This is a genomic window from Bacillus sp. RC251, from assembly GCF_044908765.1.
In the GTDB taxonomy this organism is placed as follows: domain Bacteria; phylum Bacillota; class Bacilli; order Bacillales; family Bacillaceae_G; genus Bacillus_A; species Bacillus_A wiedmannii.
On the sequence record NZ_JBIYDP010000016.1, the window covers coordinates 1 to 15992 of the forward strand.

At 36.1% G+C, this 15992-nt stretch carries 14 protein-coding genes; 4 read left to right on the forward strand and 10 right to left on the reverse strand.

Going from position 1 to position 15992, the window contains the following annotated elements; all coding sequences use genetic code 11:
* The first annotated feature begins 330 nt into the window (after positions 1-330).
* Positions 331-687 carry a YgzB family protein gene (locus tag ABH961_RS27025; protein WP_000025063.1) on the forward strand — a complete coding sequence of 119 codons (357 nt, stop codon included), beginning with the start codon at positions 331-333 and terminating at the stop codon, positions 685-687.
* Between the two features lie 199 nt (positions 688-886).
* On the opposite strand, the gene perR is transcribed toward ABH961_RS27025, so the two are convergent.
* The 6 genes from perR to ABH961_RS27055 all read right to left on the reverse strand — a co-directional run bounded on the left by perR (position 887) and on the right by ABH961_RS27055 (position 5178).
* Positions 887-1315 (reverse strand): peroxide-responsive transcriptional repressor PerR, encoded by a 429-nt coding sequence (gene perR / locus ABH961_RS27030; protein WP_000237831.1) that lies wholly within the window; start codon positions 1313-1315, stop codon positions 887-889.
* Between the two features lie 298 nt (positions 1316-1613).
* Positions 1614-2069 (reverse strand): thioredoxin-dependent thiol peroxidase, encoded by a 456-nt coding sequence (bcp, locus tag ABH961_RS27035; protein ID WP_098079771.1) that lies wholly within the window; start codon positions 2067-2069, stop codon positions 1614-1616.
* A 44-nt stretch (positions 2070-2113) separates the two neighbouring features.
* Positions 2114-2518, reverse strand: coding sequence for a potassium channel family protein (locus ABH961_RS27040; protein ID WP_048542085.1), 405 nt, complete (start codon positions 2516-2518; stop codon positions 2114-2116).
* Between the two features lie 72 nt (positions 2519-2590).
* Positions 2591-3376 carry an ABC transporter permease gene (locus ABH961_RS27045; protein ID WP_000639385.1) on the reverse strand — a complete coding sequence of 262 codons (786 nt, stop codon included), beginning with the start codon at positions 3374-3376 and terminating at the stop codon, positions 2591-2593.
* 4 nt (positions 3377-3380) lie between these two features.
* Complete coding sequence (locus ABH961_RS27050; RefSeq protein WP_000521517.1) at positions 3381-4172, reverse strand: ABC transporter permease; 792 nt, start codon at positions 4170-4172, stop codon at positions 3381-3383.
* Complete coding sequence (locus tag ABH961_RS27055; protein WP_048542086.1) at positions 4165-5178, reverse strand: ABC transporter ATP-binding protein; 1014 nt, start codon at positions 5176-5178, stop codon at positions 4165-4167. Before ABH961_RS27055 ends, ABH961_RS27050 begins: the two co-directional genes overlap by 8 nt.
* Before the next feature lie 127 nt (positions 5179-5305).
* On the opposite strand from ABH961_RS27055, the gene hemL reads away from it, so the two are divergent.
* The 3 genes from hemL to ABH961_RS27070 all read left to right on the forward strand — a co-directional run bounded on the left by hemL (position 5306) and on the right by ABH961_RS27070 (position 12590).
* On the forward strand, positions 5306-6604 hold the full coding sequence (hemL, locus tag ABH961_RS27060) for a glutamate-1-semialdehyde-2,1-aminomutase (protein ID WP_141520050.1): 1299 nt from the start codon (positions 5306-5308) through the stop codon (positions 6602-6604).
* A 201-nt stretch (positions 6605-6805) separates the two neighbouring features.
* On the forward strand, positions 6806-11242 hold the full coding sequence (locus ABH961_RS27065; RefSeq protein WP_098079775.1) for a glutamate synthase-related protein: 4437 nt from the start codon (positions 6806-6808) through the stop codon (positions 11240-11242).
* Positions 11243-11501: 259 nt separating this feature from the next.
* On the forward strand, positions 11502-12590 hold the full coding sequence (locus ABH961_RS27070; RefSeq protein WP_098079777.1) for an aromatic acid exporter family protein: 1089 nt from the start codon (positions 11502-11504) through the stop codon (positions 12588-12590).
* Between the two features lie 15 nt (positions 12591-12605).
* Here ABH961_RS27070 and ABH961_RS27075 read toward each other — a convergent pair whose 3' ends face one another.
* From ABH961_RS27075 to ABH961_RS27090, 4 genes are all read right to left on the reverse strand, one after another.
* Positions 12606-14366, reverse strand: coding sequence for an ABC transporter ATP-binding protein (locus tag ABH961_RS27075; protein ID WP_098079779.1), 1761 nt, complete (start codon positions 14364-14366; stop codon positions 12606-12608).
* 54 nt (positions 14367-14420) lie between these two features.
* Positions 14421-14951, reverse strand: a complete 531-nt coding sequence (ntdP, locus tag ABH961_RS27080; RefSeq protein WP_000506626.1) for a nucleoside tri-diphosphate phosphatase — start codon at positions 14949-14951, stop codon at positions 14421-14423.
* A 250-nt stretch (positions 14952-15201) separates the two neighbouring features.
* Positions 15202-15462: a YgaB family protein gene (locus tag ABH961_RS27085; RefSeq protein WP_000997582.1), complete on the reverse strand. Its 261-nt coding sequence runs from the start codon at positions 15460-15462 to the stop codon at positions 15202-15204.
* A 188-nt stretch (positions 15463-15650) separates the two neighbouring features.
* Positions 15651-15932: a gamma-type small acid-soluble spore protein gene (locus ABH961_RS27090; RefSeq protein WP_000039039.1), complete on the reverse strand. Its 282-nt coding sequence runs from the start codon at positions 15930-15932 to the stop codon at positions 15651-15653.
* Between the last annotated feature and the right edge of the window lie 60 nt (positions 15933-15992).

The window sequence follows — 15992 nt, forward strand, 5'->3', positions numbered from 1 at the left end:
AACTACTCGGTCGCTCATTTGCGACTTCCTTATGTTAACATCTTCGTTTTTCGATGTCAACTAAGTTTTTCAATTTCTTTTTTGTCGTTTTCTGCATTTCCGCATCAGCGACGGTTATTAATATATCATGTAGTATATAAGGGGTCAATACTTTTCATAAAAAAATTTCACATCCCGTTAAAATCTTAAAACCATGTTCCAAAAACCATTATAGTCTCCCTTCATTCTGCATCATACTCCATATCTCATATCTTATCGGTTTATCAAGTTTACGAACGAGTGAAAATTCTAAATTTTATGTTATATTATTATTATAGGAGTGTGATGCAAATGAGCATTAAGTATTCGAACAAAATCAATAAAATCCGGACCTTTGCATTAAGTTTAGTATTTATCGGCCTCTTCATTGCATACTTAGGTGTCTTTTTCCGTGAAAACATTATTATTATGACAACATTTATGATGGTTGGCTTTTTAGCTGTTATCGCTAGTACTGTCGTTTACTTTTGGATTGGCATGTTATCTACTAAAACTGTACAAATTATTTGTCCAAGCTGCGATAAGCCGACCAAAATGCTCGGTCGTGTCGACGCATGTATGCATTGCAACCAACCTTTAACAATGGATCGAAATCTAGAAGGAAAAGAATTTGATGAGAAATATAATAAGAAGAGCTATAAATCATAGGCATATATAGGTACAATGTGCCCTTACAAAACTAAACGTTAAAAGGTGATTTCTTAACAAAGAAATCACCTTTTGTATTTATCTTTAATTAAATTAGGTTCTTCACTGAACGTTTTAAATCCTCCTGAATCTAACGTAATTCCCATATATAATAAAGAAAGAGGGAGACGTTTACGTCTCCCTCTTTCTTTATTATATATTACGCCTTATGACACTCTGGACAAACGCCATAAATTTCTAAGCGATGACTATTAATAACGAAGCCTGTCGTTTTCGCAGCTTCCTCTTCAAGCTGTTCCAAACCTCCATAAGGAAAATCAACAATCTTACCACATTTTTCGCAAATCACATGATAATGTTGACTTGTAACATAATCAAATCTACTTGAAGCGTCTCCATAAGTTAATTCCTTTACAAGTCCAACCTCTTTAAATACACGTAAGTTATTATAGACAGTTGCAACACTCATATTTGGAAACTTACCTTCTAATGCTTTATAAATGTCATCCGCTGTTGGGTGCGTCATAGATTCCACAAGGTACTCTAAAATAGCATGACGCTGTGGAGTAATGCGTACACCCGTATTTTTCAGCATTTCTAGCGCTTCTTTTAATTCTTCTTTGACCACCGTCATGCACCCCGATTCTATACGGATTATTATTTTATAATTCTTATAAAGAGTGTACTCCTTTTCTTATAAATCGTCAATATTTCTACTATAAGTATGTGGTTTATTTTTGTATATAGCCTTATTCTTATATATCCTTCCCCATTTTCTATACATTTACATAGAAAAAAAGTGCGACATAATCGCACTTGGAATACTATCATCTGAGGAGGTATGCCCTACACTTCACTTTATGTAAGACGATAAAATATGTATAGACACTCGCCTTACTTCTATATATTTTATCTCCACAATGGATTTACTTTATATAAGAAAGAACCTCTTCAGTATGTCCCTTCACTTTCACTTTACGCCACTCTTTTACAAGCTCACCGTCTTTATTAATAAGGAATGTAGAACGCTCGATTCCCATATACTCTTTTCCAAAGTTCTTTTTCAATTTCCAAACATCGTATAATTCCGCTACCTTATGATTTTCATCTACTAAAAGTACAAATGGAAGCTCATGCTTCTCAATGAATTTCAGATGCCTGTTCGCTGAATCAGGACTTACACCAAGAATAACTGTATCTTTCTCTTGAAATAATCCATACGCATCGCGAAAATCACATGCTTCAGTTGTACACCCTGGAGTCATATCTTTCGGATAAAAATATAGCACTACGTTTTTACCACGAAAATCAGCTAAGCGAACTTGTTCCCCGTTACTTCCCTCTAATGTAAATTCTGGAGCCATTTCTCCTACTGTGATCATTGTTATCACTCCTACTCTTTTCTTTTACTATATCAAATGCTACCTTATTTTTCATTGTCTATTACAGACCTCATTACAAAAGCAAACGGTAATGTATATCCAATTAGCGCTTCTGCAATCGCAATCCATCTTCCTATTCCAATTGGAGCTATATCACCGTACCCAACGGACAATAAAGTAACCGCGCTAAAATATAAGCAAATTTCTACAAGTTGAAAAGATTGGGCATGCAAGCTATCTCCATCTTCTTTCAAAACTGCAAAACCCATTTCTTCTAATACAACATAACTTAACCCAAACGCAATCAATACCGTTGTATAAATTAAAAATAAGGAGGCTAAATTATAAAGCGAAAAGAAACGCCTAGAATCTGAATATGAACTCCATAACAATTGGACACTTCTCAAAATAGCAATTGCTGCAATTAATAGAATAAATCCCCATAACATGTCCTCCACCTCATTTTATATGTATGAGACAGCCATTGGATTTATCCCTTAGAAACAAACAAGCTTCTATAATTAATTCCCAGCACCACGGTACCTTTTTACTCCTTGGTTCCAAAGAGTAATTGCAATCGTAAAACAGATAACACCAACGAATGGTGTTGCAAATGCATAGCTATTCCACTCTGTTTTTCTTAAAAAGTATGCTGCTGGATACACTCCGACAAACGCAAATGGTAAAACAAACGTTAAAATGAAGCGAATCACACGGTTATAAATGTTAACAGGATAGCGACCATAGTTACCTATGTTATACATTAGCGGCATAATTGAACTTTTCGCATCCGACCAAAAACCAAGGCTCGCAAGCGTAACAAATATCCCTCCATATACAAGTGCTCCTCCTCCTACCATCAGTAAGAATAAGAAGAAATCGTACCAGTAAAAAGATAATTGCAGCTCCACTGCTGCATATCCCATTACAATTATTCCTGTAATCGCTCCAATTAAAGATTCAAGTTCCATTCTTTCTAATATAATTTGAAATAAACTATGAATCGGCCTCGTTAATATACGATCCATTTCTCCTTTAATAATATAACGATCATTAAAGTCCCATATGTTAAAGAAAGCTGAGAATATGGCAAACGGTACTAAAAAGAAACCATAAATAAAGATTACTTCTTCTCTACTCCAACCTTTCAATGCTTGTGTATGCCCAAACACAACGAGAATAAAGATTAAATTAACAGCCTGTAGTGCTAAATCAGAAAGTAATCCAACGATAAAATCGCCCCGATACTCCAATTTTGTTTTTATATATTGGCTTGCATATTGCAAAAATAGGTTTATATATATCATCTCATCATCCCCCTTGTACAATTAGACGTTTTCTCGCCGTTCTCCACATGAGTACAATTGGAATAATAAGTACAATTGCCCAAATTACTTGGAATAATAATGCCTCATACAATTTACTTCCTTGTATACCTTCTGAAAAAATCATACTCGGAATATAACTAATCGCCTGAAACGGTAAAAACATCATTGCCTTTTGGGCCCATAACGGATAAAAACTAATTGGTAATAATAGACCTGAAAATAAATCAATAACAACACGTTTCGCATACATAATTCCACTATTATTAAATAGGAAGAACGTGAGCATTCCAGTCATTAAATTAATTTGTGTATTAATAATAAAACTAAATATTAAAGATAAGAAGAAATATAACCACGTTTGAAAATTCGTTGTAATTTGCAATGAAAATAATAAGGTAACGATAACCATACCTGGAATTGAAAAGAAAGCAAAACGAAATATTCCTTCACCAAGACCTTGCATCACTTTCATGCCTAAGTAGTTATATGGACGAATGAGTTCTACTGCTACACGTCCTTCTTGAATCTCCATCGCAATTTCCCTGTCTATATTATTAAAATAAAAGGCACGTGCCATCCACGCAATTGCGATATAAGTAGTCATTTGCGAAATAGATAAACTTTCAATATTCTCTTTTCCACTATAAATTGCTTGCCATAAAAAATAATACGCACCGATATTAATTGTATAAATTAAAATCCCGCTATAATAGTTTGTACGATACGCAAGCATCATTAAAAAGCGAATCCGAATCATTTCAATGTACTTACCCATGTTTAATACCTTCTTCATAAATGTTACGAATAATTTCCTCTGTAGACACTTCGTTAATTTTTAAATCTTTAATTTGAAAGGCTTGTACTACTTTAGAAATAAGCATTGAAATGACAACTTCTTCATTCGGTATTTTTGCAACCCACGCGTTTTCCTCTTTCGCTTTCGACCAAACGACATGACTATCTGGCATAACCATTGATAAAGCCTGATAGGAAACTGGTGCAATAAATTGAAAATGGATTTCCTTCTCTGCTCCCCACTGTGTACGAAGATTATTTAAAGAACCGTCATACATAATATTTCCTTCATCCAGCATGATAACGCGCTCACATAAAGCTTCAATATCAGTAATATCATGGGTTGTTAATAAAATTGTTGTTTTATAACGTTCATTCATTTCTTTTAAAAATTCACGTATTTTTAATTTCACAAGAACATCTAACCCAATTGTTGGTTCATCTAAAAATAATAACGGCGGATTATGAATTAATGCTGCCGCTAATTCACAACGCATTCTTTGACCTAGAGATAACTTTCGAACTGGCTTATCTAATAAAGGACCAATATCTAACGTTTCAATCACGTGTTCCATATGCTCTTTATACTGAGCGTCTGATACACCGTACACTTTTTTTAATAAACGAAAAGATTCTTGTACAGCAATATCCCACCAAAGTTGTGAGCGTTGACCGAAAACAACACCAATTGTTCTTACGAATTCTTCTCTCTGCTTATGCGGGTTCATCCCATTTACTAAAATTTCTCCTGATGTAGGAGTCAAAATCCCCGTAAGCATTTTAATAGTTGTTGATTTACCAGCACCGTTCTCACCGATATATCCAACCATTTCGCCTTGTTTCACATTAAAAGATACATCATTTACTGCTGGTACTATTTTATAATTACGATTTAATAAATCGCGAAAAGCACCCTTTAATCCCGGACGACTTGAATAGGCTGTAAACTCTTTACGTAACCCTTGTACCTCAATTACCGATTTCATAATCGGACCCCCTTCCTAAATGTCACAACGAATAGTTTACCCAACTGCCTTCTCTATCACAAACAATACGTCTTTTCGAAAAACATGTTAGAATAATACATAGATTTTTGTAAGGAGATGAATTGTAGTGAAATTCACAAAATCAGAAGCATTACATAAAGAAGCTTTAGAACATATCGTTGGCGGCGTTAATAGTCCTTCTCGTTCTTTTAAAGCAGTTGGCGGCGGCGCTCCTGTTGCTATGGAACGTGGAAAAGGTGCTTATTTCTGGGATGTAGACGGAAATAAATATATCGATTATTTAGCAGCATACGGTCCTATTATTACTGGACATGCTCACCCGCACATTACAAAAGCAATTACAACAGCTGCTGAAAATGGTGTACTTTACGGAACACCAACAGCACTAGAAGTAAAATTTGCAAAAATGTTAAAAGAAGCAATGCCTGCATTAGATAAAGTCCGCTTCGTAAACTCTGGTACTGAATCAGTAATGACAACAATTCGTGTCGCTCGTGCTTACACAGGCCGCACAAAAATTATGAAATTTGCTGGTTGTTACCACGGTCATTCTGATTTAGTACTTGTAGCAGCTGGATCTGGCCCTTCTACGCTAGGAACTCCAGACTCAGCTGGTGTACCACAAAGTATCGCTCAAGAAGTTATTACCGTTCCATTTAATAATGTAGAAACTTTAAAAGAAGCATTAGATAAATGGGGACATGAAGTAGCAGCTATCCTTGTAGAACCGATTGTTGGAAACTTCGGTATTGTAGAGCCAAAACCTGGTTTCCTTGAGAAAGTGAACGAACTTGTTCACGCAGCTGGTGCACTAGTAATTTATGATGAAGTTATTACTGCCTTCCGCTTCATGTACGGTGGTGCTCAAGACTTACTTGGCGTAACACCAGACTTAACAGCGCTTGGTAAAGTTATTGGCGGCGGACTTCCGATCGGTGCTTATGGTGGTAAGAAAGAAATTATGGAACAAGTTGCCCCGCTCGGACCTGCATATCAAGCTGGTACAATGGCAGGAAATCCTGCTTCTATGGCATCCGGTATCGCTTGTCTAGAAGTTCTTCAACAAGAAGGTCTTTATGAGAAATTAGATGAACTTGGTGCGATGCTTGAAAAGGGAATTTTAGAGCAAGCTACAAAACATAATATCGATATTACATTAAACCGACTAAAAGGTGCTTTAACTGTATACTTCACAACAAATACAATTGAAGATTACGATGCAGCACAAGATACAGACGGTGAAATGTTCGGTAAATTCTTCAAGCTTATGCTTCAAGAAGGAATTAACTTAGCACCTTCTAAATACGAGGCATGGTTCTTAACGACAGAACATACAAAAGAAGATATTGAATATACAATTGAAGCTGTAGGCAGAGCATTCGCTGCTTTAGCGGATAATAAATAATCCCTTCATTAAAAAGGAAAAAAGAAAGCACATCTTTCTTTTTTCCTTTTTTCTATTTCATAAATCCCTTATTAATAGTATAATTATTCATAATTATCTGTTTTATTTTTTCTTTTATATCCTTACTATCCTTGTATATAAGGCTGCTCACGCCTTAAATAGTAAGATTATTCAAACTTCAATAAGAGGGGGGATTGGCGGATGCTCAATAAAACAAATACATGGACACCGTCTTTATTTCGAGATTATAAAAATGCAGAACATGATGCGTGTGGAATCGTTTCCGTTATGGAGAAACGCAAAATTCCTACAAAAGAAAACATTGACCTTTGCATACAATCACTTGTCAAAATGAATCATCGAGCTGGTTTCATTAATGGTGAAGGAGATGGAATCGGAATTCACATTGATGTCCCAAAAGCACTTTGGAATGAAAAGCTGAAAAATAACGGATACAATCCAACGATTGTGGATCATCCCCACTTTATCGTTGGACATTTTTTTCTAAACAAAAACGCAAATATCGTTAATTTAAAAAATCATATTCGTACGCAATTAAATAACGAAAGTTTTACTATTATTTTTGAAAGTGATGATGTAATAAATTCCGATGCACTCGGTCCACTTGGTAAACAGGAAGAACCTTTATTTTGGCAAGTTGCTCTTATCGCAGAAAATAAAGGTGAAAATATTGAGCAAACATTATTTTCAGTAACGATAAAAATAGAGGAAAACGAAGCGATTCATGTTGCTTCATTAAGTCGTGACCATGTTGTATATAAAGTTCTAGGCGCTGGGGATACACTTGTTGCCTATTACAACGATTTACAACATCCACTTATCGCTTCAACTATGACACTAGGACATAACCGCTATTCTACTAATACATTATCTAATTTTTTTCGTGTACAACCATTTAGCATTCTCGGACATAATGGTGAAATTAACACAATTGCAAAATTACGTGATCAAGCTGACATGATTCATGTTCCACTTACTGCTGGGGGCAGTGACTCCCAAGATTTAAACCGCACCTTAGAAACTCTACTTGTTCAATACGACTACAGTTTATTTGAAGCAATGGATATACTATTCCCACCAATTATTAATGAAATGAAACTTTATGAACCGCATTTACAAGATTTATATACGTATATACGTGAAGCTTGGGGCCATTTTGCGCAAGGTCCAGCTGGTATTATTTCACGTTATAAAGATGAGGCTGTTTTCAGCGTTGATTCCCTTGGACTACGACCAGTATGGAAAGTAGAGACAGCGAGTTCTTATGTTTTCTCTTCTGAACCTGGAGTTGTATCACCAACTGAATATGTAGCAGAACCGAAACCACTCGCTCCTGGAGAAAAAGTCGGTCTAAAGTGGAATGAACAAGATGAACTTGTACTCTACGAATACGATGACTACCAAACTCAAGTATATAACCGTTTTAAAAAGCGAGTTAATACTAAAGATTATCATTTAAACTTATCTATCCCTGAAACGAAAGAAATCCCAGGATTATGTGATTCTATACAAGTCGAAACGAAACAATACGTTGCTTTTGGATGGGACCGAGAACATATTCAGCTTCTTGAACAGATGGCAACAAAAGGCGTTGAGCCAATTCGCTCACTTGGGCATGACTCACCACTTGCAGCACTCGATACTGATAGACGAAATATCGCTGATTTCATTAAGGAAAGTGTAGCTGTTGTTACAAATCCAGCAATCGATCGTGATCGAGAGGTCGAGCACTTCTCCACACGAACAATACTTGGAGAGCGCCCAAGTTTATTAAGCGGAGCTAAACGGCCATTTGTAGTTGAGATGCTTTCCCCCATTATTTTAGAAGGAAGTTTAGCACAATCTATTACAGAGGAATTACACACAATTACGTACGAACAACTTATAGAGCTATTCAATACTCATAGCTCTATCGCTACAATCTCTGCTACATTCAGTCAGGCAGAAACTTTACAATGCGCCTTAAATCGAATTAGTTCTGAAGCGATAAAGGCCGTGAACGATGGAGCTTCCCTACTATTAATAGACGATGCCAACGCTCATCTAAATGAACAGTTATGGATTGATCCGCATTTAGTTACCGCTAAAGTACATCAAGTATTAAGCGAAAATAAATTACGCCGAAACTGCTCTCTCGTTATACGTTCTGGTGCCCTTCGCTCCTTACATGATATCGTCACACTATATGGATTAGGAGCAGATGGTATGAATCCATATTTATTATTTGCAACCGTAAATGATGGAACAAAAACGCCAATTACGAATTTGTATAATGCTCTTAATAAAGGACTAGAAAAAGTCATTTCAACAATTGGAATTCATGAATTACGTGGTTACGGCCGCCTCTATTCTTCTATCGGATTACATGAGGAAATCGCAAATATATTACAAATTACGAATTTCTTCGGTTCAAATGATTTAGCTTTTTCACTTGAATCACTTGCTGAAGATGCACAATTGCGAGCGGATGATTATAACAATCCTAAAGTTAGAATGCGAAAATCTTTTCATATATTCCCGCGAATTTGGAAAGCAATCGGCGATGTCGCAAAAGGAAATTCTTATGATGATTACCGTGACAAATTAAGTGAGTTAGAAGAAAATAATCCAATCGCGATTAGACATCTTGTTCAAACGAAAGAAACAAAACATGTCGTTCCGGCTGAAGAAGTATCCATCAGCATTCAAAATCATGATTTACCATTTATTATTAGTTCCATGTCATTCGGTTCTCAAAATGAAATTGCCTTTCGTGCATATGCAGAAGCGGCCGATCAGCTAAATATGATTAGCTTGAACGGTGAAGGCGGCGAAATCAAAGATATGATTGGAAAATATCCACATACACGTGGACAACAAGTTGCATCTGGGCGATTTGGTGTAAACGCCGAACTACTAAATTCATCAAACTTAATTGAAATAAAAATTGGGCAAGGCGCAAAGCCTGGTGAAGGCGGACATTTGCCTGGTTCAAAAGTAACAGCAAAAATCGCTGAAGCGCGTAATGCTACAATTGGCTCTGATTTAATTTCACCTTCTAACAACCATGATATTTATTCCATTGAAGATTTAGCTCAAATGATTACAGAAATTAAAACGGCTAATCAACTTGCGAAAGTAGCTGTAAAGGTCCCTGTTGTCCCTAACATTGGAACAATTGCTGTCGGTATCGCAAAGGCTGGTGCTGACTTTATTAACATTAGCGGATTTGATGGTGGTACAGGTGCCGCACGTATTCACGCATTGCAACATGTAGGCCTTCCTGTAGAAATTGGTGTGAAAGCCGCTCACAATGCTTTATTAGAAGCAAATATGAGGCAAAAGGTAGAAATTTGGGCTGACGGTGGTATTCGAAGTGTTAATGATGCCTTGAAAATCATGCTCCTCGGGGCAAACCGTATTGGATTTGGTACATTATCCATGATTGCAATCGGCTGTACAACTTGCCGCGGATGTCATCTAGATACTTGTCACGTTGGAATTGCAACACAAATTGAGTCTGAAGCTCAGGCGAAAGAACACGGATTACGCCGCTTCGTCCCGCGCGAATTAGAAAGCGCCGTTGCTGGATTATTACATTTATTCACCACTTTTGGCGTAGAACTAAAACGATTAACAGGAAATCTTGGTTATACAAATTTACAAGAAATTGTCGGACATTCCGATTTATTAGAACAAGTTCGAGGCGAAAATTTATTAGACTTATGTAATTTACTACAAACGATAGAACACCCATCTGTTACAAAAAAAGAATACGTACCAGAAAAACAATTTGAAACAGTTCATTCCCCTCATTCAAAAGAATTAGTAGGCGTTGGCGTAGAGCAACGCGTTATGGGTGGTCTAGAATCTTGCTATCGCGTTCGTAGTAAATTATATGAAGACACGAAGCTTGAACCACTTACATTAAAGTATACGAATGGCTCTATTCCTGGAAATGGATTAGGTGCTTACAATAGTGAAAACTTATTTATACACGTAAATGGCGGTGCACAAGATGGTATTGGTAAAACCTCCTTTGGTGGTGGTATTTATATAACGAAAGCAAAAGGAAAAGACGGCATATATTATAACGGTTCTGTCGGAAAAGGTTTTGGGTACGGTGCACAAAAAGGATCGCTATACGTTCAAGGTAACGCTGATGCTCGCGCTGGCATTCGCCTCTCTGGAGCAGACATGATAATTGGAGGGCGAATGACAAAGCCACTCCGTGAAAAAGAGCAAGGGAATATAGGTGTATACTCTAATATTAAAGGTTTCGCTTTTGAATATATGACAAATGGGCGAGCGCTTGTTTTAGGGGATCCTGGTCCATGGATTTGTGCTGGTATGACTGGTGGTGTTGTTTATTTACGTCATGATTCAAGCTCAGGTTTAACAGAACACGCCTTAAAAAGAAGAATCGCAAAAGGGGCAAATGTTACATTACAACCAATTAGTAAAAACGGCGTGCAAGATGTGACTGAGTTATTGCTAGATTATATTCGTGTATTAAATGAACATGAGCAATACGAGGAAGTTGCTTTATTAACACCGTTACTCGATGATATGCAGCAACAGTTTTTTGAAATTATCCCGAAAAAAGAGCAGACTGATCCATCTATCTCAACAGAGTGATATACCAACTTTTCATTTTCAAGAAAAAATTGACGAAGTACACTTCTCATAGTAATCTATAGTAACAATTTGAAACCTGCTGAAATTCAGCAGGTTTTTTTACTAAAAATTGATGTTTAAAAAGAATTAGGAAAAATTATAAAATGAATCTCAATTTCTTATTAACGTCACTAAAATATCACTTGCTAACATATTGTAATGAATGTATAGTATCATGTTGTACATTCATTATGACAAGAGAAAGGATCTTATTAAGGGTATGAAACTTGGTGCTCGCATTTTAAAAACGGGTATTGCCATCACATTAGCTTTATTTGCTTGTATTTTACTTCAATTACCGAGTCCGGTATTTGCGGGAATCTCAGCTATATTCGCTGTTCAACCGTCTGTATACCGTTCGTATTTAACCGCACTTGAACAAATTCAAGCAAACGTCATTGGTGCGGTATTCGCTATCGCATTCGCTACTGCTTTTGGACATAATCCTTTTATTATTGGATTAACATGTATATTAGTAATTGCGCTTACGTTACAATTACGATTAGAAAACACAATATCAATTGCTTTAGTAACAGTTATCGCCATTATGGAGTATCAAGGCGAAGATTTCTTTAGTTTTGCCTTACTTCGCTTTGCGACAATTATGATTGGAATTATCGCGGCTTCACTTGTAAATTTAGTGTTTATGCCGCCAAAATACGAAACAAAACTATATCACCGTATCGTTGATAATACAGAAGAAATTGTAAAATGGATTCGAATGAATAGCAGGCAAGCTTCTGATTTTACAACGCTAAAAACTGATATTGATCGTATGAAAGAAAAGATGATCAAACTAAACCATTACTATTTGCTGTATAAAGAAGAAAGAAGCTACACGAAAAAAGTAAAGTTCGCAAAAATTCGTAAGCTCGTTTTATTCAGACAAATGTTAGCAACGACAAGCCGTGCTTTAAGTACGTTAAAATCATTACATCGTACTGAAAATGAACTGCGCTATATGCCAGAAGAATTTCAGGAATCTATCCAAAACGAACTTGACTCATTAACCCATTACCATGAACAAGTTTTATTAAAATTTATTGGTAAAGCAAAAAAACAACAATCCGTTGAAATGCTTGATGAAGTTGAAACAGGTAAACAAGAATTAATTGATATCTTTATGGATTATCAAAACAAGGACGATGAGGAAGCTTATAAAACATGGCTACACCTCTTCCCTCTTATTTCTGCCATTATTAACTATAGTGAAGAAGTAGAGCATTTAGATTTACTTGTGGATAGCTTCTACACATACCATAAACCAGAAGCAGAACTCCAAATCGAAGATAAAAAAGAAGACGAATAAAGAAAACAGCTCCTTTTACGCTAAAGGAGCTGTTTCTGTTATATGTTGAAGTTGATATAAATTGTAATAAAACCCTCTTTTTTTCATTAACTCTTCATGAGAACCTATTTCTTTAATTTCACCATCTTCAATGTAAATAATCGTATCCACATGTGTAATCGTCGCCAATCGATGTGCGATTACGATCGTCGTCCGATCAGCAGCTAACGTCTGAAGCGCCTGCTGAATATACCGTTCATTTTCTAAATCTAAAGCGGAAGTCGCCTCATCTAATATAAGTAACGATGGATTCTTTAGAAACACTCTTGCAATCGCTACACGTTGCCTTTGCCCACCAGATAACTTCACACCGCGTTCCCCAACGACAGTATCATAGCCATCAGGTAACTCTATAATAAAATCATGAATTTGCGCAGCTTTAGCAGCTGCAATCACTTCTTCCTCTGTAGCTTTCGGGTTTCCATATAAAATATTTGCCCCGATTGTATCACTAAATAACAAATTATCTTGCAGTACAATTCCAATATGACTACGTAAATTTCTCATATCATACTTTCTAACATCTATTCCATCTACATAAACTGCACCTGAAGAAACATCATAGAAACGTGGGATTAAGCTAGCAAGAGATGACTTCCCTCCCCCACTCGCTCCTACAAGTGCTACCTTCTCTCCTGGCAACATAGTTAACGAAAGGTTATGTAATATCTCTTTTTCATCCGAATTGTAACGAAAAGATACATTATCAAATATCACTTCACCATTTAATTTTGTCGTTTGTACCGCACTTGGCACATTGACAATATCGTATTTTTCATCTAACAATTCAAACACTCGATCCATCGATGCGAAAGACTGTGTTAATGTTGTAGAGGAATTGACAAGGCGGCGAAGCGGACTATACAAACTATCCATATATCCAACAAAGGCAACCATAGTCCCTAATGTTAAATGTCCCTGAATTACTTCATATGCTGCAAAACCGATCACCAGTAACGGGCCTAAATCGGTTAACGTATTCACTGCTGAAAATGTCCTTGCAGTCCAACTCGTATGCGTTAATGCTTTCGTCAAAAATTCATTATTTCTTTTTTCAAACTGCTTACCCTCATACTCTTCTAATGCAAAGCTACGTGTCACTTGCATCCCTTGAATACGTTCATGTAAATACCCTTGCATCGTTGCTAACGCTTGCGAACGCTCTTTCGTTAATTTTCGAAGACGCCCGAAAAAATATTTCACTGCCACTACATAAATAGGTAAAATTAATAACGCAACAAATGTTAATTTTATATTCATAGAAAACATAACAATAATAGCAATTGCAATTGTTGCAGTATCTAGCCAAACATTCATCAAACCAGTAATTACAAAATCCTTCGTTTGTTCTACATCATGGATTACACGTGAAATAAGCTCTCCTGTTTTTGTATTCGAATAATAGCGTAAACTCAACTTTTGTAAATGACCAAAAATATGTTTTCGTAAATCATATAGTATTGTATTTGCGATACGCTGCGCGAAATATTGACGATAATATTCAATTGGCGGTCTTACTACTGCAAAAATAAAAAAAGCAATCCCAACGGCTGTTACTAATTGGGATGTTTTATCTTGAAGTGATCCTCCCCCTTGAATTACATCATCGATAATATATTTTAATAACCACGGCATAATAAGCGGGATGCCGAATTTAACTAGACCAATCATAATCGTAATAGCAATAAGCCATCGATACGGTTTAACAAATTGCAAATATCTTTTTATACCTTGCACATAATCCCCCCTCTAATAGGACAAACCTGCCGGGAAATCCCCTGCAGGTTTGTTTTAATTTCTGTACATTAAATATCTTTCATACCACATATCTACGAAATCTGGCGCGAATGGCCCTTTTCTTTGATGAATCCATTGTGTTAATTGTGCTACATTTCGTTTTAAAATAGTATCAATAACAGGTGGATACTGCATAATTTGACTATGCTTTTCATACTCATCTTCATCTAAAAGCGTATATGTCATATCTGGATATACTTTAATATCTAAATCATAATCAATGTACTTTAATGCTTCAGAATCATATGCAAAAGGTGAGCCTAAATTACAATAATAATATACTCCCTCTTCCCTTAGCATCCCAATCACATTAAACCAATAGTTTGCATGAAAATAACAAATTGCTGGTTCACGAGTAATCCATGTTCGGCCATCTGATTCTGTCACTACTGTACGATCATTTGCTCCGATCACAAGGCTCTGTGTCCCTTTTAAAATTGTTGTCTCTTCCCACATTCTATGAATGGAGCCATTATGTTTATAACTATGTATTTGTACTTTTTCTCCTTCTTTGGGAAATCCCATATATGCTCCCTTCTTTCAACTGCAAATGCCCTTTGAGCTGCATTCACTTTTTTTCTATTATAACTTTTTTGTCGAAATTTTAAAACTAAAGCGACAAGACTCTATTTTTCACACTGAATACTATATCCCTAATCTTCTTAGGAGACGAGGCCTTCGCTGAATGATTTACAAACGAGGAAATAGAAATAGAAAAAGCCCTTCCTTATTTCTATCTAAAGAAGGACCTTTCACCGGAAGGTAACAACATGCCTTACCCTAAATTCGAAATCATTTTTTCAGTCTCAAAAGATTGAATCACACTATTTGTTTGCTCTTCAAATTTCTCATGTAACAGTTTTAACGCTAATTCTGTTCTATATATTTCTTGGCGGATAAAATGTAATTCCTTTTTATCGCACGTATCCTTTTCGCTCATTTCAATTTGCTGATACTTCTCTAGATGAGCTTGTAACTTTAACAACTCATCCATCGTTTCCAATTGCTCTCCTACCAACTTATCAAAGTCGTTCATTACTTACCCCCTTTTGGACTTATTTATCAGTTATTCTTCCTCATTACATATTTCTCATCTTTAACTTCCTTCTCCTTTGACTACATTTGTTGACTTATTAGAAGTTATGTCGTTCACTTTATGTTCATTACTATGACCCAGGCACAAAGAAAACACTTCTCCCGAATTAGAGAAGTGTTTTTCTTTCATTACTGATTTGAACTAGAAGATTGTGATTGTTTTGCAGCTGATTGTGCATTTTGTTTTTTCACAGCATGCACATCTGTTTCAGTTGCGAATTCTGTACCATAACTAGCGTTTGCACTTTGTGCACCAGAAGCTTGTGCTTTCTTTGCTTCTGATTGTGCATTTGCTTGTTTTACTGCTTGTACATTTGTTTCAGTCGCGAACTCTGTACCATAACTAGCATTTGTACTTTGAATGCTAGCACCAGAAGTTGCCTTGTTATAACCTTGTTGTTTTTTACTCATCTTTCTCACCTCCACAACCAATAATGTAACCAATTCACTTAGAAGTTATCCGTGATTTTC

Coding starts and splice junctions, on each gene's coding strand:
- ABH961_RS27025 (WP_000025063.1), top strand. CDS start 331: ATGAGCATTAAGTATTCGAACAAAATCAATAAAATCCGGACCTTTGCA.
- bcp (WP_098079771.1), bottom strand. CDS start 2,069: ATGATCACAGTAGGAGAAATGGCTCCAGAATTTACATTAGAGGGAAGT.
- ABH961_RS27040 (WP_048542085.1), bottom strand. CDS start 2,518: ATGTTATGGGGATTTATTCTATTAATTGCAGCAATTGCTATTTTGAGA.
- ABH961_RS27045 (WP_000639385.1), bottom strand. CDS start 3,376: ATGATATATATAAACCTATTTTTGCAATATGCAAGCCAATATATAAAA.
- ABH961_RS27050 (WP_000521517.1), bottom strand. CDS start 4,172: ATGGGTAAGTACATTGAAATGATTCGGATTCGCTTTTTAATGATGCTT.
- ABH961_RS27055 (WP_048542086.1), bottom strand. CDS start 5,178: ATGAAATCGGTAATTGAGGTACAAGGGTTACGTAAAGAGTTTACAGCC.
- ABH961_RS27065 (WP_098079775.1), top strand. CDS start 6,806: ATGCTCAATAAAACAAATACATGGACACCGTCTTTATTTCGAGATTAT.
- ABH961_RS27070 (WP_098079777.1), top strand. CDS start 11,502: ATGAAACTTGGTGCTCGCATTTTAAAAACGGGTATTGCCATCACATTA.
- ntdP (WP_000506626.1), bottom strand. CDS start 14,951: ATGGGATTTCCCAAAGAAGGAGAAAAAGTACAAATACATAGTTATAAA.
- ABH961_RS27085 (WP_000997582.1), bottom strand. CDS start 15,462: ATGAACGACTTTGATAAGTTGGTAGGAGAGCAATTGGAAACGATGGAT.
- ABH961_RS27090 (WP_000039039.1), bottom strand. CDS start 15,932: ATGAGTAAAAAACAACAAGGTTATAACAAGGCAACTTCTGGTGCTAGC.